The organism is Azospirillum terrae (genome assembly GCF_053470425.1).
This window is the reverse complement of record NZ_JBPXMR010000002.1, coordinates 275,755-295,560: the sequence shown is the minus strand read 5'-3', so window position 1 is coordinate 295,560 and position 19,806 is coordinate 275,755. Positions and strand designations below refer to the sequence as shown.

The window sequence follows — 19,806 nt, the reverse complement described above, 5'->3', positions numbered from 1 at the left end:
CGTCATACCTATGCCTGCGCAGCGGCCTCTTCAACACATCGGTGCGCTCGATGAGCCACGGGAACCTGTCGGCCGCTCCTGAGTTGGCGACGTGCGGACAGGCCGCGCGCGAGGGACTGGCATGCCATCACGGATCGAAGATTACGCCCTGCTCGGGGACTGCGAGACGGCGGCCCTGGTGTCGCGCGAGGGCTCGATCGACTGGCTGTGCTGGCCGCGCTTCGATTCCGATGCGTGCTTCGCAGCCCTGCTCGGCACGCCGGAGCACGGCCGCTGGCTGATGGCCCCCGCCGATCCATCGGCCGTTGCGTCCCGGCGCTACCGCGGCGACACGCTGATCCTGGAAACCGATTTCGAGACGGCGGACGGGGCGGTGACCGTCATCGACTTCATGCCGCCGCGCGGCCAGGCATCAGACGTGGTGCGGATCGTGGCCGGGCGCCGCGGCCGCGTCGCCATGCGCACCGAACTGATCGTCCGGTTCGGCTTCGGCCGCTCCGTGCCGTGGGTGTCGCGCCTCGACGACGGAAGCCTGCGCGCCATCGCCGGGCCGGACATGCTTCTCGTCCGCACGCCTGTTCCGCTTCACGGGGAGAACCTGACCACGGTCGGAGACTTCACCGTGGCGGCCGGCGAGCGGGTGCCGTTCGTCATGACCTACGCCGCCTCTTACACGGCCCTGCCCGAGCCGGTGGATGCGGAGCAGGCCCTGCGCGACACCGAGGGATTCTGGCAGGACTGGATAGGCCGCTGCTCCTACGAAGGCCCCTGGTCGGACGCCGTCCGGCGCTCGCTGGTCACTCTGAAGGCGCTCACCTATCGGCCGACCGGCGGCATCGTCGCCGCCCCCACGACCTCGCTGCCGGAACAGCTCGGCGGCGTCCGCAACTGGGACTACCGGTATTGCTGGCTGCGCGACTCCACCTTCACGCTGCAAGCGCTGATGAACGCCGGCTATTACGACGAGGCGAACGCATGGCGCGACTGGCTGGTGCGCGCCGCCGCCGGCAGCCCCGACCAGCTCCAGATCATGTACGGGCTGGCCGGCGAACGCCGCCTCCTGGAATGGGAGGCGCAATGGCTTCCCGGTTACCAAGGCGCCAAACCCGTGCGCGTCGGCAACGCCGCCTCGGCGCAGCTCCAGCTCGACGTCTACGGCGAGCTGATGGACACGCTGCATCAGGGTCGGCAGGGCGGCCTTGGCCGGAACGAGGCCGGCTGGAAATTGCAGCGAGCGCTGCTCGCCCACCTGGAAAAGATCTGGGACCAACCGGACGAGGGAATATGGGAAACCCGCGGCGGGCGCCGGTCCTTCACCTTTTCCAAAGTGATGGCCTGGGCCGCGGTCGACCGCGTCATCAAGAGCGCCGAGCGGTTCGGCATGGACGGGCCGGTCGAGCGCTGGAAGGATCTCCGCCGGCGCATTCATGAGGATGCTTGCGCCAAGGGCTACGATCCGGCGATGGGCTCCTTCGTGCAGTCCTACGGGGCCAAGGAACTGGACGCCTCGCTGCTGCTGTTGCCCGTCGTCGGTTTCCTGCCCGCCGACGACTCGCGTGTGGTTGGCACCATTGCTGCCGTCGAGAACCATCTGCTGAAAGACGGCTTCGTCCGACGCTACGACACGGGCCGGGTCAAGGACGGATTGCCGCCCGGCGAGGGCTGCTTCCTGGCGTGCAGCTTCTGGCTGGTGGACGCGTATGTCCTGCAAGGCCGGCACAGCGAAGCGGCGGCGCTGTTCGAGCGCCTGCTGGCGCTCCGCAACGACCTGGGCCTGCTGTCGGAGGAATACGATCCGGGCGCCCGGCGCCTGGTCGGCAACTTCCCACAGGCATTCTCACACATCGCCCTGGTGAACTCCGCCCACAACCTCAGCCGCAACGCCGAGCCGGCCCGGCAGCGCGCGGACGGCGGCGGCGGAACGCCCTGACCCCATCGCTCAACCGGCGAAGGCGATGGTGCTGAGCAGCGCGTTCTCCGCCTGCCGGCTGTCGAGGCGGGTGAGCTGCACCACCACCGGCCCGTCCGCCTCGATGACACTCGAATAGGGCGTTCCCAGCGGGACCGGCTCCGGGTCCTTGAGGAGGTTCATGCGGACGTGGTTGGTGCGCCGCGCGCCGACCCGCACGCGGTAGGGGCCGGCCGGCTCGCGGTCGGTGAAGTACAGCGTGATCCGCACCTCCACCTCGCGGTCGCCGGCGTTCAGGATGCACAGCCCCTCGTGGCTGGTCATCTCGGGCTCGGGGCCGTGGCTCCAGGACGGAATGTAGCCGTCGGGAATGGCCCAGCGGGTGTGCCCGATCGGTGCGTTGCTCATGCGTCACCTCCTGTTCCTCTACTCTGCGGCGTGCGGCGCCCGCTCCTGGTTGGCAGGCACGTGCGAGGTTCGGCGGCGCAGCCCGTCACGCCAGACCTCGGCCAGCGTCAGCGCGTGCCGGCCGGTCAGCTGCTCCACCTGCTGGCGGCAGGAGAAGCCGTCGGCGATGAACAGCGCGTCGGCCGGTGCGTTGCGCAGCGTGGCGCCGAGCCCCTGGTCGAAGACGGCAAGCGACACCTCGTACTTGTCCGCCTCGTAGCCGAAGGCGCCGGCCATACCGCAGCATCCGTCGTCGAGCATGCGCGCCTCGAGCCCGCTCTTGCGGATCTGCGCGGCGTCGCAGCCCATGCCGAACACCGCCTTATGGTGGCAATGCCCGTGCACCAGGGCGCGGCCGGACAGCCGCGGCGGGTCGAAGCGCGCGACCTTCTCCAGGAACTCGGCCAGCAGCATGGTGCGCTTGGCGAGCCGCTTTGCCTCGGCATCATCGGGGAACAGGTTCAGCAGCTCGTCGCGGAACACCGACAGGCAGCTCGGCTCGATGCCGACCACATAGGCGCCCGCGTCCAACTCGCGCCGGAGCCCCTTCATGGTGTGGCGCAGGGTACGCTTGGCCGCGTCCAGCCAGCCGAAATCGTAGTAGGGCCGGCCGCAGCACAGGTTGCGGCGTGGAATGGTGACGGCGAAGCCGGCGGCCTCCAGCACTTCGGCCGCGGCGAACAGCGGCTCCGGCGTGAAGTGGTTGTTGAAGCTGTCGGTCCACAGCACCACCGGCGGACGCCCGCGGTCCGGCTCGGGTGTCCAGGATCGGCGGAAGGTCCGTGGGGCGAAGGCCGGCACCGGGCGCTGCGGGGCGATGCCGGCCACCGCCCTTGAGAGCCGGCCGAACACCGGCGTCTGCGTCGCCAGATTGGGCGCCCACCACACCGGCGCCAGCCAGCGCGCCCAGCGGTGGATCAGCCCCATGCTCCAGGCCGCGCGCGGGCGGACGCGGCCCTGATAGTGGTGGTGCAGGAACTCCGCCTTGTAGGTCGCCATGTCGACATTGACCGGACAGTCGGCCTTGCAGCCCTTGCACCCCAGGCAGAGGTGCAGCGCGTCGTGGATCGCCTCATCCCTCCAGCCGTCCTGGATGGGATCACCTTGCAGCATCTCCTGCAACAGGCGGGCGCGGCCGCGGGTCGAGTGTTTTTCCTCGCGGGTGGCGCGGAAGCTCGGGCACATGGTGCCGCCCTCGTGCCGCCGGCACTTGCCGACGCCGACGCAGCGCAGCGCCGCGTGCGCGAAGGACCCGCCGTCGCCGGGATAGGCGAAGACGCTGTCGATGTGCGGCGGGTGGAACCGGGGCCCGAGCCGCAGATCCTGGTCCATGCGGTGCGGATGCACGATCTTGTGCGGGTTCATGCGGTTGTCCGGGTCCCAGATCGCCTTGAATTCGGCGAAAGCCCGGACGAGATCGTCGCCGAACATGATCGGCAGCAGTTCCGCCCGCGCCTGCCCGTCACCGTGCTCGCCGGACAGCGTGCCGCCGTGGCGCACGACGAGGTGGGCGGCGTCCTCCATGAAAGCGCGGTACTTGCGCACCTCCTCGTTCGTGTGCAGGCCGAAGCCGATCCGGCAGTGGATCAGCCCGTCGCCGAAATGCCCGTAGATGGACGGGTGATAGCCGTAGCGGTCGAACAGCGTGAGCAGGTCGCGCATGTAGGCGCCGAGGTTCTCCGGCGCCACCGCCGAATCCTCCCAGCCGGGCCAGCTGTCGTGCTTCTGCCCCGGCACCCAGGCCGTGGCACCCAGGCCGGACTCGCGCACCTCCCACAGCCGGGTCTGCTCGTGGTGGTCGGCGACCAGCCTGAGGCCTTTCACATGTGGCTGGCCGCGCAGATGCTCCTCCAGCCGGCGGGCCTTGGCCAGCGCGTCGTCCCGGCTCTCGCCGCCGAACTCGACGAACAGCCAGGACGGCCCTTCCGGCAGAAGCTTGAGGTCGTCCACGTGCAGGTGCTTCTTGCGCATGAACCCGGCAAGGCGTTCGTCCACGCCCTCGATGGCGTCGGGGCCGAAGCCGCGCACCTCGCAGACCACGTCGGCGGCGTGGCACACGGTGTCGAAGCCCACCGTCAGCAGCACCTTGGCCGGCGGGTCGGGGATGAGGTTGAGCGTGGCGCGCAGGATGGTGACGCAGGTCCCCTCGGTGCCGACCAGGGCGCGGGCAAGGTTGAACGCGCCGTTCCCGTCCGGCAGCAGCGAGTCCAGGTTGAAGCCCGACACCCGGCGCGGGATTTTCGGATAGATCCGGCAAATCTCCTCGTCGTAGCGCTCGCGCAGGTCCTTCAGGCCGGCGTAGATCGCGCCCGTCCGGCCGCCTTCGGCGATCAGGCGCGCCAGTTCCGCCTCGGTCGTTCGGCCGACGGTCAGGCGCAGCCCGTCATAGGTGAGGATGTCCAGGCTCTCGACATTGTGGCTGGTCACCCCGGCGATGACCGAGTGCGGCCCGGCGGAGTTGTTGCCGATCATCCCGCCGATGGAGTTGTGATCGTGCGTCGCCGGGTCGGGGCCGAAGCGCAGCCCGTGCGGCTTGCAGCGCTTCTGCACCTCGTCCAGCGTGATGCCCGGCTCGACGGTGGCGAGGCGGCGCTCCAGGTCGAGGGAGAGGAAACGGTTGCAATATTTCGAGCTGTCGATGACCACCGCGTGGTTGGTCGTCTGCCCCGCCAGCGCGGTGCCGCCGCCGCGGTTGGTGATCGGCACGCCGAACCCGGCGCACACCCGCACCGCCTCGGCCAGCGCCTCCGCGTCGTGGGGCACCACCACGCCGATGGGCACTTCGCGGTAGTTGGAGGAATCGGTGGCGTAGAGCGCCCGGTCGCCGTCGCGGAAGCGGATCTCGCCGTCCACGCGGCTCCTCAGGGCGGCCACCAGGGCGGGCACGTCGATACTGCTCATGTGCGGAACCTCTCGGCGTCTGCCCGCTTCAAAGCGATGCCCAGGCCAGGGCGTGTCCGGTCCGGCGTCAGTTCGCCGTTCACCGGCCTGACGGCCCCGTCGAACAGCATCGCCTCGATGCGGGCGTGGTCGTGGAAGTACTCGATGTTCTTCAAAGTGCGGCAGGCGCAGCCGATCTGCGCGTGCAGCGTCGGCGCGGTGTGCGCCGACAGCGGCACCGCGAACGCCTCGGCCAAAGCCGCCGCGGCCAGAAAGCCGGTAACGCCGCCGCAGCGCGTCCCATCGGCCTGGAGCACGTCCACCGCCCCCGCCTCCAGCATGCGGCGGAAATAGAACGGCGTGTAGCCGTACTCCCCGGCCGCGATCATCATGCCGCCGGGGCTGCGGTCGCGCAGCAGGCGCAGGCCTTCCAGATCGTCCGACGACACCGGCTCCTCGAACCACGCGACGCCCTGTCCGGCGAAGCGCTCGGCCTGCGCCAAGGCCAGCTTGCGGTCATAGGCGCCGTTGGCGTCCACATAGAGATCGGTGCCGGGACCGATGGCGGTGCGCACCAGCTCGACCCGCCGGACGTCGCGCGCCGCGTCGCGGCCGATCTTCATCTTGACCGCCGGCAGCCCGTCGCGCGCCCAGGCGGCGAGCTGCTCGACCAGCGTCCCGTCCGAATAGGATGTGAAGCCGCCGCTGCCGTAGGCCGGCGTGCCATCCCGCGCGCGGCCCAGCAGATCGGCGACCGGCCGGTCCAGCAGTTTGCCCTTGAGGTCCCACAGTGCCACGTCCACCGCCGAGATCGCCATGGCGGCGATGCCCGGCCGGCCGAGGTTGCGCACCGCCTCGGTCATGACGATCCAGGCGCGGTTGGTATCGAAAGCGTCGATGCCGCGCACCCTCGCCGCCAATGCGTCGGCGATCAGGCGCGCGGTCGCCGTGTCGGCGTAGCCGTAGCCCAGCCCTGTCCGGCCACCTGCCTTGGCGGTGACCGCGATCAGGGTCGTGTGGTCCCAGTCCATGGTGCCGTCGGCCTCGGGCTGGTCGGTCGGGATCGTGAACGCCTCGACGCCGATCCCTTCTATGGATGCCTCCGGGCGCATCGTTCGTCCTCGCGATCGTGCAGCGGATGGCGGACCAACTCACCGGGCGGGCTCCGGTTCCTTGAAACCGGCGCCATTCAGGCCGGACAAAATTTCATGCCGTGCTGCCGAACCGATAGCCGCAGCCGCAGTTGACGGAGCAACGGCAACAAATCCCGGCAAGAACTGAGGGTGCGACCATGGCGGCGAACGTCAGCGACTTTTTCTGGCAGCGGCTCTCCGAATGGGGCGTGCGGCGCGTCTTCGGCTATCCGGGCGACGGCATCAACGGGCTGGTCGGCGCGCTCGCCCGCACGGGCGACCGCTTCGACTTCGTGCAGGCCCGCCACGAGGAGCTGGCGGCTTTCATGGCGACCGCTCACGCCAAGTACACCGGCGAGCTGGGCGTTTGTCTCGCCACCTCCGGCCCCGGCGCCATCCACCTGCTGAACGGCCTGTACGACGCCAAGCTCGACCACCAGCCGGTGCTCGCCATCGTCGGCCAGCAGGCGCTGAGCGCGCTCGGCGGCCACTACCAGCAGGAGGTCGACCTGCTCTCGCTGTTCAAGGACGTGGCCGGCGAGTACGTGCACATGGCCTCCACCCCCGCCCAGGTCCGCCACCTCGTGGACCGCGCCGTGCGCATCGCCAAGGCGGAGCGCACCGTCACCTGCATCATCCTGCCCAACGACCTCCAGGAGATGGACGCGGTGGAGACGCCTCCGCGCGCCCACGGCACCATCCATTCCGGCGTCGGCTATTCGGCCCCGGTGGTCCGCCCGGCCGACGAGGATCTGAGGCGCGCCGCCGACGCGCTGAACGCCGGTTCCAAGGTGGCGATCCTGGTCGGCGCGGGCGCGCTGCACGCCACCGACGAGGTGATCGAGGTGGCCGACATCCTCGGCGCCGGGGTCGCCAAGGCGCTGCTCGGCAAGGCGGCGCTGCCCGACGATCTGCCCTTCGTCACCGGCTCCATCGGCCTGCTCGGCACCCGACCGAGCTACGAGATGATGACGGAGTGCGACACGCTGCTGATGATCGGCTCCGGCTTCCCCTATTCGGAGTTCCTGCCCAAGGAGGGGCAGGCGCGCGGCGTGCAGATCGACATCGACCCGAAGATGCTCAGCATCCGCTACCCCATGGAGGTGAACCTCGTCGGCGACAGCGCCGGCACGCTGCGCGCGCTGATCCCGCTGCTCCAGCGCAAGCAGGACCGCTCCTGGCGCCAGCGGATCGAAGCCGGCGTGGCGGAGTGGTGGAGGGTGCTGGAGGCGCGCGCCATGAACGATGCCACGCCCCTCAACCCGCAGCGCGTCTTCTGGGAGCTGTCGCCGAAGCTGCCGGACGACGTGATCATCGCCTGCGACACCGGCTCGGGCACCAACTGGTACGCCCGCGACCTGAAGATCCGCCGCGGCATGAAGGCTTCCCTGTGCGGCGGGCTGGCGACCATGGGGCCGGGCATGCCCTACGCACTCGCCGCCAAGTTCGCCTATCCCGACCGCCCGGTGCTGGCCATCGTCGGCGACGGCGCCATGCAGATGAACGGCATGAACGGCCTGATTACCGTGTCCAAGTACTGGAAGCGGTGGGCCGACCCGCGCTTTGTCGTGCTGGTCCTGAACAACCGCGACCTCAATCAGGTGACCTGGGAAATGCGCGCGCAGGCCGGCGACCCGAAGTTCGAGGCATCGCAGCAGCTTCCCGACGTTCCCTACGCCCGCTATGCGGAGCTGCTGGGCTTCAAGGGCCTGTTCGTGGACAAGCCCGGCGACCTCGGCCGCGTGTGGGACGAGGCGCTGGCGACCCGCGGCCCCGTGGTGGTCGAGGCCTACACCGATCCGAACGTCCCGCCGCTGCCGCCGCACATCACGCTGAAGAACGCCGCCGCCATGATGGCGACGCTGGCCAAGGGCGACCCGGAGGTCTGGGACATGCTGAAGGATACGGCGAAGGACGTGCTGGCCGGCGTCCTGCCGGGCGGCGACACGAAAAAATAGGCAAGGCACGGGGGTTGGTGAGGAACCGGCCGTGCCCCTCGCGGGGATACGCCCAATGGAAAGGGAACCGCGCCTTCTCCGTACCGTTGGCCGACCAACTCATAAGTTCCGCGCCCGCGTCACGGGGAGCGAAGGCATGCCATGGCCCAGATCTTCCGGCCTTCCGCCGACACGTGGCTGCGGCTGTTCATGGTGCTGGCAGCGCTGGGAATCGTCGCGGCCTTCCTGGTGATCGGCGGGCTGGTCAACTCGGACTGGTTCACCACCATCGGGTTCTTCACGGAGCAGCCGGTGCCGTTCAGCCACGAACATCACGTCTCCGGCCTGGGCCTGGATTGCCGCTATTGCCACACGGGCGTGGAGACGGCGGCCAGCGCGGGGCTGCCGCCGACGCACACCTGCATGACCTGCCATTCGCAGATCTGGACCGGCGCGCCCATGCTGGCCCCGGTGCGGCAGAGCCTCGCCAACGACACCGCCATCCGCTGGAAGCGCGTCAACGACTTGCCGAACTTCGTCTACTTCAACCATTCCGTCCACGTGGCGCGCGGCGTCGGCTGCTCGACCTGCCACGGACCGGTGCACCGCATGCCGCTGACCTACCAAGCCCATAGCTTGCAGATGAGCTGGTGCCTGGAATGCCATCGCGACCCGGCGCCCAACCTGCGCGCGCCCTCGGAGGTGTTCGACATGGACTGGCAGCCGCCCCCCGACCAGCGCACGCGCGGCGAGGAGCGCATGGCAAGGCTCGGCATCCATCCCGAGCGCCTCGACGACTGCTACGTCTGCCACCGGTGAGGCCATGAGCATACGCCCCCTGCCCCCCGACCTCGCCGAGATTGCCGAACGCCTGCGCGCCAGCGGCGGCCGGCGGTTCTGGCAGACGCTGGAGCAGGCCGCCGGGGCGGAGCCGTTCCGCCGCTACCTCGCCGAGGAATTCCCCGCGCTGGCGCTGCCGGAGACGGGGCGTCGCGAGGTGCTGCGCGCCATGGCGGCCTCCATCCTGCTGGCCGGGCTGACCGGCTGCGGCAAGGAGGAGGCGGTCCCCTACGTCGTCCAGCCGGAACTGGCGGTGCCCGGCAAGCCGCGGCTCTACGCCACCGCCGTGCCTTTCGAGGGCTTCGCCCAGCCGGTGCTGGCCGAAACGCACGAAGGCCGTCCCACCCGCCTGGACGGCAACCCCGACCACCCGCTGGCGCGCGGCGGCGTCAACCCGACCGCGCTGGACGCCTTCAGCCAGTCGGCCGTGCTGGAACTCTACGACCCCGACCGCTCGCAGACGCCGCGTCACCTCGACCGCCCGACGACCTGGGATAACGTCGCCGCCGCCATCGCCGCCCAACGCGCGCAGTGGCAGGCCGACGGCGGACGCGGCGTGCGGCTGCTGACCGGCGGCGTCACGTCGCCGACGCTGCTGCGCCGGATCGACGAACTGCGTCGCCAGTTCCCCGCGTTGCGCTGGCACGTCCACGAACCGGTCGGCGCGGAACGGCGCGACGGCGGGACACGGCTCGCCTTCGGCCGGCCGCTCGCCGTGCACGCGCGCCTGGACCGGGCCGACGTGATCGTCAGCCTGGGCGACGACCTGCTCGGCATCGGCCCGGCGCAACTCCGCAACGCGGCTGGCTGGGCGGCGCGGCGGATGGCAGGGCGGCTGCCCGGCAATCTGCCGCGCCTGATGGTGGCCGAGGCGTCTCCGACACCGACCGGCGCCGTGGCGGCGGAACGGTTGCCGGTGGAATCCGCGCGCATCCCGCTGCTGGTGCACGCGCTGGCGCGCGCGCTGTCCGTGCCCGGCGCGGCGGGCGACGCGGCGCTGAACGAACCGGAGCGGCGCTGGCTGGACAACGCGGCCAACCTGCTGCGCGCACACGGCGAACGCGCACTCGTCACCATCGGCCCCGACCAGCCGGCCGAAGCTCAGGCGACCGCCCACCGCATCAACGCGGCGCTGCGGAGCGGCGCCGTGGCTTACACCGCGCCCATTGCCGCCACCGCCGAGCCCTTCGCCGATCTGGTGCGGGCCATGGCCGCCGGCGAGGTGCGGGCGCTGCTGATGCTGGACCTCAACCCAGCCTACGATGCCGCGGCCGACCTGGGCTTCGCCGATGCCTGCGAGCGGGTGCCGTTCCGCCTGCATGCCGGGCTGCACGCCGACGAGACGGCGGCGCTGTGCCACTGGCACGCGCCGGTGGCGCACGCGCTGGAGAGCTGGGACGACGGGCGGGCGGTGGACGGCACGGCGACCATCATCCAGCCCACCATCCGCCCGATCTTCGGCGGAAGGCCATTGGTGGAGATTGCCGCCGCGCTGGCCGGCGATCCCTTCGCCGACGCGCAATCGCTGGTCCGCGCGACGTGGCGCGACCGGCTGGGCGACGAGACCGCGTGGCGGCAGGCGCTGCACCAGGGCTTCGTCGAGGGCACGGCGCAAGCGCCCGTCGAGGTTTCCCCCACCGCGGGATCCATCGCCGCGCCGCCGGAGCCGGCCGGCGGGCTGGAGCTCACGTTGCGCCCCGATCCCTGCCTGTGGGACGGCCGGCGCGCCAACGTCGCGTGGCTTCAGGAATTGCCCAAGCCGATCTCCAAGATCAGCTGGGACAGCCACGCCGCCGTCAGCCCGCAGCTCGCCCGCGAGCGCAACCTGAAGGACGGCGACGTGGTGGATCTGAGCGTCGGCGGACGCACGTTGCGCGCGCCCGTGCTGGTGCAGCCCGGACAGGCGGCGCGCTCGGTCACGCTGTTCCTCGGCCAGGGGAGGCGCCGGGCCGGGCGGGTGGGTGACGGGGCGGGGTTCGACGCTTACGCGCTGCGCACCGCCGATGCGCCATGGGCGGTGCCCGGCCTGACGCTGAGCAAGACCGGCGAGCAGCGTCCCCTGGTCACCACCCAGCCGCACCACGAGATCGCCGAGGCCGAGCCGATCCGCGTGGTCACCCCCGAATCCCCGACGCTCAAGCCCATCGAGGAGGCGCCGCCCAGCCTCTACCCGGACTGGTCCACCCCGCAGAACGCCTGGGCGATGGCCATCGACACTGACCTGTGCATCGGCTGCAACGCCTGCGTGGTGGCCTGTCAGGCCGAGAACAACGTGCCCTCGGTCGGGCGCGAGCAGGTGTCCATGGGGCGCGAGATGCTGTGGCTGCGCGTCGATTCCTACTACGAGGGCGCGCCGGAGGCCCCGCGCATCCACTTCCTCCCCGTGCCGTGCATGCACTGCGAGAAGGCGCCCTGCGAAGTCGGCTGCCCGGTGAACGCCACCGTGCACAGCCCCGACGGCATCAACGAGCAGGTCTACAACCGCTGCGTCGGCACGCGCACCTGCTCCAGTTACTGCCCCTACAAGGTACGGCGCTTCAACTTCTTCGAATACGGCCAGATCGCCGCCGACCGGCAGGGGCTGCAATACAACCCGGACGTCACCGTGCGCGCCCGCGGCGTCATGGAGAAGTGCACCTACTGCATCCAGCGCATCGCCCGCGCCCGCCAGGACGCCAAGCGCGATGGCCGCGACCCCGCCGCCATCGAGGTGCGCACCGCCTGCCAAGCCGCCTGCCCGACCGGGGCCATCGCCTTCGGCAACAAGAGCCGCCCGGACAGCGCCGTGGCGCAGGCCCGCCGGGACGGCCGCGCCTACGCGCTCTTGGAGGAGGTCGGCACCCGCCCGCGCACCACCTACCTCGCCCGCATCGGCGAGCGTCGCCGCACCAGGGGGGCGTGAGGATGGCCGAGGGCAGGACCTTCCCTGCCGACCTCACCGACCGCGGCGTCACCCGGCAGATCGGCGGCGCGGTGCTGCACCCGCCCGGCAAGGGGTGGGCCTGGGCCGCGGTGCTGGGGGCGAGCGGCCTGATGGTGGTCATGCTGCTGGTGTCGATCTTCTGGCTGTTCTTCAAGGGCGTCGGCGTCTGGGGCATCAACATCCCGGTGAACTGGGGCATCGCCATCTCCAACACCGTCTGGTGGATCGGCATCGGGCACGCCGGTACCTTCATCTCGGCGGTGCTGCTGGTGACCGGGCAGCACTGGCGCAACTCGCTGAACCGCTTCGCCGAGGCGATGACGCTGCTGGCGGCGAGTTGCGCCGCCATGTACCCGGTGCTGCACCTGGGCCGGCCCTTCTACTTCTACTGGGTCATCCCCTACCCCAACGTCATGCACCTCTGGCCCCAGTTCCGCAGCCCGCTGGAATGGGACATGTTCGCCTTCTTCACCTACCTGACGGTGTCGCTGCTCTTCTGGTACGTCGGCATGATCCCCGACATGGCGGCGCTGCGCGACACCGCCACATCGCGGCGGCGGCAGGTGGTGTACGGGCTGTTGGCGCTGGGCTGGCGCGGCTCGGCGGCGCACTGGGCGCGCTGGCGGCGCGCCTACGTCATCGTCGCCGCCATCGCCGTGCCGCTGGTGGTGTCGGTGCACTCCGGCGTGGCGATGCTGTTCGCCGTGGGTCCGATCCCCGGCTGGCACAGCACCATCTTCCCGCCGTACTTCGTGCTGGGCGCGGTGTTCTCCGGCTTCGCCGTGGTGATCATGCTCGCCATCGTGCTGCGCGCGGCGTTCGGGTTCCAGGACCTGATCACCGACCGGCACATGGACCTGCTCGGGCAATGGCTGCTCGCCACCGGGCTGATGACCTCCTACGGCTACGTCATGGACGCCTTCACCGCGTGGTACAGCGCCGATCCGTTCGAGCGCGGCACGCTGCTCGACCGCGTGGCCGGGCCGTACGCGGTGTCCTACTGGTCGGCGGTGGTGCTGAACTTCGTGCCGCTGCAACTGCTGTGGCTGCCGCGGCTGCGGCGGACCATGCCGGTGATGTTCGCCGTCGCCCTGGCGGTGACCATCGGCATGTGGTTCGAGCGCTACATGCTGGTGGAGAGCGCGCTGTCCCGCGACTTCCTGCCCTCATCCTGGGGCGCCTACACCCCTAGCGTCTGGGAATGGACGCTGTTCTTCGGCCTGGTCGGCTTCTTCCTCTTCGCCTTCACCCTGTTCGTGCGCTTCCTCCCCGCGATCCCCATCGCCGAGGTCAAGGAGGTGCTGCACGAGGAACGGGAGTCGTGAATGGCGCAACCGCTCCCCCTCTACGGTCTAATGGCCGAGTTCGACAATTCCGGGCGGCTGGTCGACGCCGTGAAGCGGGCGCGCGCCGATGGTTACCGGCGGCTCGACGCCTACACGCCGATGCCGGTCGGTGGCTTGGGCGAAGCGCTGGGCACCCGCACCGCGCCGGTCGCGTGGTGGACACTGGCCGGCGGCGTGTTCGGCGGCGGCGGGGGCTTGTTCATGGAGTGGTACGCCAACGTCGTCAGCTATCCGCTGAACATCGGCGGCCGGCCGGAGGCGGCATGGCCGGCCTTCGTGCTGCCGGCCTTTGAGTTGACCGTGTTGGGCGCGACGCTGTGCGCCGTGTTTTCCATGTTGGTGCTGAACCGCCTGCCGCGGCTCAACCACCCGGTGTTCGAGACACCGCGCTTCTCGCTCGCCGAGGTGGACCGCTTCTTCCTGTGCATCGAGGCCGCCGACCCGCATTTCCTTCCCGAGCGCACCCGCGCCTTCCTGGAGGACTGCGGCGCCGTCGCCGTGTCGGAGGTGCCGGGATGAGAACCGCCCTCGCCTTCTCCCTTGCCCTTGCCCTGCTGGCCGCCTGCGACCAGCGCATGGTCGAGCAGCCGAACCGCAGGGCCTTCGAGACCGCCGCCCGGCTGCCCGACCGCCGCGTCAACCAGCCGCCGCCGCCCGGCACGGTGGCGCGCGACGAACTGGAGGCGGCGCGCACCCTCGCCACCCGCCCGCCGATGAGCGCCGCCCTGCTGGCGCGCGGGCGCGAGCGCTTCGAGATCAACTGCGCCCCCTGCCACGCCCGCACCGGGGAGGGCGACGGGATGATCGTGCAGCGCGGCTTCCCCCGTCCGCCCAGCTATTTCGAACAGAGACTGGTGGACGCGCCGGACAGCCATTTCCTCGACGTGATGAGCAACGGCTACGGCGCCATGTATTCGTACGCCGACCGCGTGGCCCCGGCCGACCGCTGGGCGATCCTCGCCTACATCCGCGCCCTCCAGCTCAGCCGGCACGTCGCCGCCGCCGATCTGCCGGACGATCTGCGCCGCAAGCTGGGAGACCGGCCATGACGCTCCTGCGCCTCCTGCTGGAGAGCTGGCTGGCTGCCGTCATGGTCGTGCTGTGGCTGCCGGTCGGCGCGCTGGCGATGCTGCTGATGGACCGGCTGTTCATCACCGGCTGGAGCCGGCCGCTGGTCGGTGCGCTGAAAATGGTGACCGCCATGTTGCCCGCCGCGGCGCTGGCCTTCCTGCCGGTTCTGCTGGGGGCGTGCATCCTGTACCCGTGGATGCACGGCGCGAAGGCGGAGCAGGCGTTCTGGCTGGCGCCATGGTTCTTCGCCGGGCGGGCGGTGGTCTGCCTGCTGGTGTGGGGACTGCTGGGCTGGCTGGCGGCGCGGCCGGACATGGGGCGTGGCGCGGCGGCAGCCGGGCTGATGGTGCTCGGGCTGACCGTCACCGTCGCCGGCATCGACTGGATGATGTCGCTGGAGCCGGAGTTCGCCTCCTCCGCCTACGGGCTGCTGGTGCTCACCGCGGCGGCGCAGGCCGGCTTCGCGGCAGCGCTGTGGCTGCGCCTGCGCGACGGTCCGCCGCCGGAGCCCGAGCCGTTGGGCCACATGGGCTCGCTTCTGCTGACGCTGGTGCTCAGTTGGGCCTACATCGCCTTCATGCAGTACCTCGTGGCGTGGTCGGGCAACAAGCCGCACCTCGCTTCCTGGTATCTGGCGCGCGGAGAGCCGCCGTGGGGCTGGTTCGCCTGGGCGCTGGTGATCCTGAAGGGCGTGCTGCCGTTCCTGGCGCTGCTGTTTCCACCGGCCCGGCGCAGCCCGCGCGTGCTCGGTGCCGTGTGCGCGCTGATCCTCGCCGGGCACGCGGTGGACATGCTCTGGCTGGTGCTGCCGGCCTTCAAGCAGCACGTGGCGGGGCATCTGCTGCTGGCGCTGCTGTTCAGCGGGGGTCTTGGCCTGCTCGGACGGGCACTGCTGCGCCGGACGCGCCGGTTCGTGGAGGTGTCGGGCCATGGCTGACGTGGACCGCACCCCGGTGGAACGCGGCTACGAGACGGCCGACGCGCCGCCCCTGCGGCTGTTCGTGGCGGGGGTGCTGACGCTGATGTGCGTCGGGTTGGTCCTGCTGCTGGTCTGGGGGATGAAGACGGCGCTCTTCGGCGCGTCCGACCGGCCGCCGCCCGCCGCGCTCGCCCGCGCGCCCATCGAAACACCGCCGCCGCGCCTCCAGGCGTCGCCAGCCCGCGATCTTCAGGACTTCCGCGCCGCTGAGGACAAGGAACTGCACGCGTTCGGCTGGGTGGACCGCGGTGCCGGCATCGCCCGCATCACCATCGAGGACGCGATGGCGCTGCTGGCGAAGCGCGGGTGGAATGAGGAGGGGGAGTGATGCGCTTCCTGGTCCTGCCGGCCGCCCTCCTCCTCGCACTGCCCGCTCCACTGCTCGCTCCACTGCCCGCCCCTGCCGCAACGGCGCCCGACCTCTCCGACATCGCCGCCGCGCCGCCGCCCGGCGCGCGCATCCCCGCCGACGCCGCGTTCCGAGATGCCGAGGGACGCACAGCGTCTCTGGCGGAAGAAGCCGGCGGCCCGCCGGTCGTGCTGGCGCTCGCCTACTACACCTGCCCGAACCTGTGCGGGGTGACGCTCGGCGGCATCGCGGCGGCGCTGAAGGAATCCGGCTTGCGCGCCGGTGCCGACTACAGCCTGACCGCGCTCAGCATCAACCCGGCGGAAGGTGCGCCCGAGGCCGCCGCCGCCAAGGAGAAGGCCACCGGCCGCATCGGCTCCGCGGACGGCGTGCGCTTCCTCACCGGCGACGAACCCGCTATCCGCCGCACGGCCGATGCGGTCGGCTTCCGCTACCGCTGGGACGCGGAGCTGAAGCAGTTCCTCCATCCCGTGGGCGCCTTCGTGCTGACGCCGGACGGCCGGGTGTCGCGCTGGATCTCCGGTGCCGGGTTCGACGGCATGGATCTGCGGCTGGCGCTCACCGAGGCCGGCGGCGGGCGGGTCGGCAGCCTGACCGACCGGCTGCGGCTGCTCTGCTACCACTACGACCCCGTGCGCGGGACCTACGACGCCACCGTCCTGAACGCGCTGCGCGTCGCCGGGTTGCTGACGGTGTTCGGGCTGGGTGGGGGCATCGGCTGGGCCTTGCTGCGCGAGCGGAGGCGGCCATGAACACCGGAACGATAAGTTCCTGGCTGCCGTTCTGGCCCGCCTCGGCATCCGCCTACGCCGACCGCATCGACCTTCTGGTCTGGGCGTTCAGCGCGCTGATCATCGCGCTGGCGGCCCCGGTCATCCTCGCCCTGGTGTGGTTCGCCGCCAAGTACCGCCGCGGTTCGCCGGCCGACCGCCGACACGCGCCGCGCAAGGGCTTCTGGGTCGAGACCGGCTGGACGGTCATCCCCTTCCTGCTGGCGATGGTCTTCTACGTCTGGGCGGCGCGCCTCTACGCCTTCGACCGCACCCCGCCGGACGGCGCCCTGGAGGTCGCCGTCGTCGCCAAGCAGTGGATGTGGAAGTTCCAGCACCCCGGCGGCCAGCGCGAGATCGACGAACTGCATGTACCAACCGGCCAGCCGGTCAAGCTCACCATGACCTCGCAGGACGTGATCCACAGCCTGTTCCTGCCGGAGCTGCGCCTCAAGATGGACGTGCTGCCCGACCGCTACACCACCCTCTGGTTCCAGGCCGACCGGCCGGGCACCTACGCGCTGCGCTGCACGCAGTTCTGCGGCACCGACCACGCGCTGATGGGCGGCCGCTTCATCGTTCAGGAGCCCAGGGACTACGAGGCGTGGCTCACCTCCTCGACCGTGGACGGCACGCTGGCGCAGGAGGGCGAGAGGCTGTTCCGTCGCCTCGGCTGCTCCGGCTGCCACGGCGCCAGCTCGGCCGTGCACGCGCCGGACCTCGCGGGGATCTACGGCACGCAGCAGCCGCTGTCCGACGGCAGCTTCGCGTTCGCCGACGACCGCTACATCCGCGACAGCATCCTGATGCCGGGCGCCCAAGTGGTCGCCGGCTACGCGCCGATCATGCCCTCCTTCGCCGGCAAAGTGTCGGAGGAGGACATCCTGCGTCTGATCGCCTACGTCAAGTCGCTGAAGCGCGAGGGGAGCACGCCGCCATGACCGTCTACGCCCCCGATGCCGACACCCCCGCAGCCCGGCCGCGCACCTACATCGAGGCGGGCTACACGCTGCGCTCCTGGCTGCTCAGCACGGACCACAAGCGCATCGCCATCCTCTACATGATCTCCATCACCGGGTTCTTCTTCCTGGGAGCCCTGGGCGCCGCCGCGGTGCGGCTGGAACTGCTCACCCCGAAGCTCGACCTCTTGAGCGCCGACGGCTACAACCGCGCCTTCACGCTGCACGGCGTGGTGATGGTGTGGTTCTTCCTGATCCCGTCGATCCCCACGGTGTTCGGCAACTTCCTGATCCCGCTGATGATCGGCGCGCGCGACCTCGCCTTCCCGCGCCTCAACCTACTGTCCTGGTACATCTACGTGCTGGGCGGGCTGTTCACCGCCACTGTTCTGGTGACCGGCGGGGTGGAGACGGGCTGGACGCTCTACACGCCGCTCAGCACGAAGTACGCGCCGGGCCACACCGTCATGGCGGCCGCGGCGATCTTCGTGGTGGGGTTCTCCTCGATCCTCACCGGGCTCAACTTCATCGTCACCATCCACACGCTGCGGGCACCGGGCATGACGTGGTTCCGGCTGCCGATCTTCGTGTGGTCGCACTACGCCACCAGCGTGATCCTGGTGCTGGCCACGCCGGTGCTGGCGATGGCGCTGATCCTGCTGGCGCTGGAGCGGTCGCTGGGCATCGGCGTGTTCGATCCCGACCTGGGCGGCGACCCGCTCTTGTGGCAGCACCTCTTCTGGTTCTACAGCCACCCGGCCGTCTACATCATGATCCTGCCGTCGATGGGCGTGGTGACGGAGCTGGTGACGACCTTCTCGAAAAAGCGCGTGTTCGGCTATGCCTTCGTGGCCTTCGCCTCCATCGCCATCGCCATCATCGGCTTCCTGGTCTGGGGCCACCACATGTTCGTGGCCGGACAGTCCATGTACGCCAGCATGGTCTTCTCGTTCCTCAGCTTCCTCGTCGCCGTGCCCTCGGCGATCAAGGTCTACAACTGGACGGCGACGCTCTACAAAGGCCAGCTCGACCTGCGCGCCCCGCTGATCTACGCCCTGGGCTTCATCGGGCTGTTCGTCTTCGGCGGCCTGACCGGGCTGATCCTGGCCAGTTTGGCGCTCGACGTGCACGCGCACGACACCGCCTTCGTTGTGGCGCACTTCCACTACATCATGGTCGGCGGGGCGGTGACGGCGTACTTGGGCGCGGTGCACTGCTGGTGGCCGAAGATGACCGGGCGGATGTATTCGGAGTTCTGGGGCCGCATCGCCGCGTTGCTGATCTTCTTCGGCTTCAACGTCACCTTCTTCCCGCAGTACATCCTCGGCTGGCTGGGCATGCCGCGCCGGTACCACTCCTACCCGCCGGAGTTCCAGAGCTGGGAGGTGCTGTCCACCGCGGGTGCCGTGATGCTCGGCGTGGGCTACCTGCTGCCGCTGGTCTACCTGCTGTGGTCGCTCCTTTACGGGCCGCGCGCGCCGGCCAACCCATGGGGCGCCAGCGGGCTGGAGTGGCGCGTCCCCTCGCCGCCGCCGGAGCACAATTTCGACGAGATCCCGGTGGTGACCTGGGAAGCCTACGACTACCCGCCGCCGGAGGAGGAGAAGGAGGAGCAGCAGGGATGACGGCCGCCCCCTTCGTCCAAACCCAACGGCGCGAGGAGGCCGACCACCTCGGCATGTGGCTGTTCCTCGCCACCGAGACGATGATGTTCGGCGCGCTGTTCTTCGCGCTGACCGTGATCCGCCTGCGCGTGCCGGAGGGTGTGCGCCTCGCGAGCGGTCACCTCGACAAGCTGCTGGGCACGCTCAACACCGGGGTGCTGCTGACCAGCTCGCTGCTGGTGGCGCTGGCGGTAACCGCGGCGCGGCAAGGCAGACAACAGCGCACCGCCGGCCTACTGGCCGGCGCGGCGGGGCTGGGCGTCGTCTTCCTTGCCATCAAGGGCGTCGAGTACCATCAGGAATTCCGCGAGGGGCTGATGCCTGGCCTGGGTTTCCGGCTGGCCGACCAGCCCGGCGCGGAGTTGTTCTTCAACCTTTACTACGCCGCCACCGGGCTGCACGCGGTGCACCTGACCATCGGCGTGCTGCTGATGCTGGGGCTGTCCGCGCGGGTGCTAGGCGGCTACCTGCGGCTGCCGGAGCGCGCGATCACCGTGGAACTGCCCGGCCTGTACTGGCACGTCGTCGATATCGTCTGGGTGTTCCTCTACCCGGCCCTCTACCTCGTTTCACGGTGA

Annotated in this window: 16 protein-coding genes; 13 read left to right on the top strand and 3 right to left on the bottom strand. The window is 70.3% G+C overall.

Going from position 1 to position 19,806, the window contains the following annotated elements; all coding sequences use genetic code 11:
• Positions 1 to 121 precede the first annotated feature (121 nt).
• The gene (locus ACSVDD_RS07815; RefSeq protein WP_448188768.1) at positions 122 to 1,930 is read left to right on the top strand and encodes a glycoside hydrolase family 15 protein; all 1,809 of its coding nucleotides are present in this window, start codon (positions 122 to 124) and stop codon (positions 1,928 to 1,930) included.
• Positions 1,931 to 1,939: 9 nt separating this feature from the next.
• Here ACSVDD_RS07815 and ACSVDD_RS07810 read toward each other — a convergent pair whose 3' ends face one another.
• The 3 genes from ACSVDD_RS07810 to ACSVDD_RS07800 are packed head-to-tail and all read right to left on the bottom strand — an operon-like array spanning position 1,940 to position 6,348.
• On the bottom strand, positions 1,940 to 2,317 hold the full coding sequence (locus tag ACSVDD_RS07810) for a sensory rhodopsin transducer (protein ID WP_448188767.1): 378 nt from the start codon (positions 2,315 to 2,317) through the stop codon (positions 1,940 to 1,942).
• Positions 2,318 to 2,335: 18 nt separating this feature from the next.
• Complete coding sequence (locus ACSVDD_RS07805) at positions 2,336 to 5,257, bottom strand: FAD-binding and (Fe-S)-binding domain-containing protein (protein WP_448188766.1); 2,922 nt, start codon at positions 5,255 to 5,257, stop codon at positions 2,336 to 2,338.
• Entirely contained in the window at positions 5,254 to 6,348 is a 1,095-nt protein-coding gene (locus ACSVDD_RS07800; protein WP_448188765.1) for an enolase C-terminal domain-like protein, read from the bottom strand. Before ACSVDD_RS07800 ends, ACSVDD_RS07805 begins: the two co-directional genes overlap by 4 nt.
• Before the next feature lie 179 nt (positions 6,349 to 6,527).
• On the opposite strand from ACSVDD_RS07800, the gene ACSVDD_RS07795 reads away from it, so the two are divergent.
• From ACSVDD_RS07795 to ACSVDD_RS07740, 12 genes are all read left to right on the top strand, one after another.
• Positions 6,528 to 8,327 (top strand): thiamine pyrophosphate-requiring protein, encoded by a 1,800-nt coding sequence (locus ACSVDD_RS07795; RefSeq protein ID WP_448188764.1) that lies wholly within the window; start codon positions 6,528 to 6,530, stop codon positions 8,325 to 8,327.
• Between the two features lie 141 nt (positions 8,328 to 8,468).
• The gene (locus ACSVDD_RS07790) at positions 8,469 to 9,125 is read left to right on the top strand and encodes a cytochrome c3 family protein (RefSeq protein ID WP_448188763.1); all 657 of its coding nucleotides are present in this window, start codon (positions 8,469 to 8,471) and stop codon (positions 9,123 to 9,125) included.
• A gap of 4 nt (positions 9,126 to 9,129) precedes the next feature.
• On the top strand, positions 9,130 to 12,048 hold the full coding sequence (locus ACSVDD_RS07785; protein WP_448188762.1) for a Fe-S-cluster-containing hydrogenase: 2,919 nt from the start codon (positions 9,130 to 9,132) through the stop codon (positions 12,046 to 12,048).
• Between the two features lie 2 nt (positions 12,049 to 12,050).
• Positions 12,051 to 13,394: an NrfD/PsrC family molybdoenzyme membrane anchor subunit gene (gene nrfD / locus ACSVDD_RS07780; protein WP_448188761.1), complete on the top strand. Its 1,344-nt coding sequence runs from the start codon at positions 12,051 to 12,053 to the stop codon at positions 13,392 to 13,394.
• The gene (locus tag ACSVDD_RS07775; protein ID WP_448188760.1) at positions 13,395 to 13,934 is read left to right on the top strand and encodes a DUF3341 domain-containing protein; all 540 of its coding nucleotides are present in this window, start codon (positions 13,395 to 13,397) and stop codon (positions 13,932 to 13,934) included.
• Positions 13,931 to 14,464: a c-type cytochrome gene (locus ACSVDD_RS07770; protein WP_448188759.1), complete on the top strand. Its 534-nt coding sequence runs from the start codon at positions 13,931 to 13,933 to the stop codon at positions 14,462 to 14,464. The genes ACSVDD_RS07775 and ACSVDD_RS07770 overlap by 4 nt, the downstream gene beginning before the upstream one ends.
• Positions 14,461 to 15,423: a hypothetical protein gene (locus ACSVDD_RS07765; RefSeq protein WP_448188758.1), complete on the top strand. Its 963-nt coding sequence runs from the start codon at positions 14,461 to 14,463 to the stop codon at positions 15,421 to 15,423. The genes ACSVDD_RS07770 and ACSVDD_RS07765 overlap by 4 nt, the downstream gene beginning before the upstream one ends.
• Positions 15,416 to 15,793, top strand: coding sequence for a hypothetical protein (locus ACSVDD_RS07760; RefSeq protein ID WP_448188757.1), 378 nt, complete (start codon positions 15,416 to 15,418; stop codon positions 15,791 to 15,793). The genes ACSVDD_RS07765 and ACSVDD_RS07760 overlap by 8 nt, the downstream gene beginning before the upstream one ends.
• A complete protein-coding gene (locus tag ACSVDD_RS07755; protein WP_448188756.1) occupies positions 15,793 to 16,587 on the top strand; it encodes an SCO family protein in 795 nt (264 codons plus the stop codon). Before ACSVDD_RS07760 ends, ACSVDD_RS07755 begins: the two co-directional genes overlap by 1 nt.
• Entirely contained in the window at positions 16,584 to 17,546 is a 963-nt protein-coding gene (coxB, locus tag ACSVDD_RS07750; RefSeq protein WP_448188755.1) for a cytochrome c oxidase subunit II, read from the top strand. Before ACSVDD_RS07755 ends, coxB begins: the two co-directional genes overlap by 4 nt.
• Entirely contained in the window at positions 17,543 to 19,189 is a 1,647-nt protein-coding gene (gene ctaD / locus ACSVDD_RS07745; RefSeq protein ID WP_448188754.1) for a cytochrome c oxidase subunit I, read from the top strand. The genes coxB and ctaD overlap by 4 nt, the downstream gene beginning before the upstream one ends.
• Positions 19,186 to 19,806, top strand: a complete 621-nt coding sequence (locus ACSVDD_RS07740; RefSeq protein WP_448188753.1) for a cytochrome c oxidase subunit 3 — start codon at positions 19,186 to 19,188, stop codon at positions 19,804 to 19,806. The genes ctaD and ACSVDD_RS07740 overlap by 4 nt, the downstream gene beginning before the upstream one ends.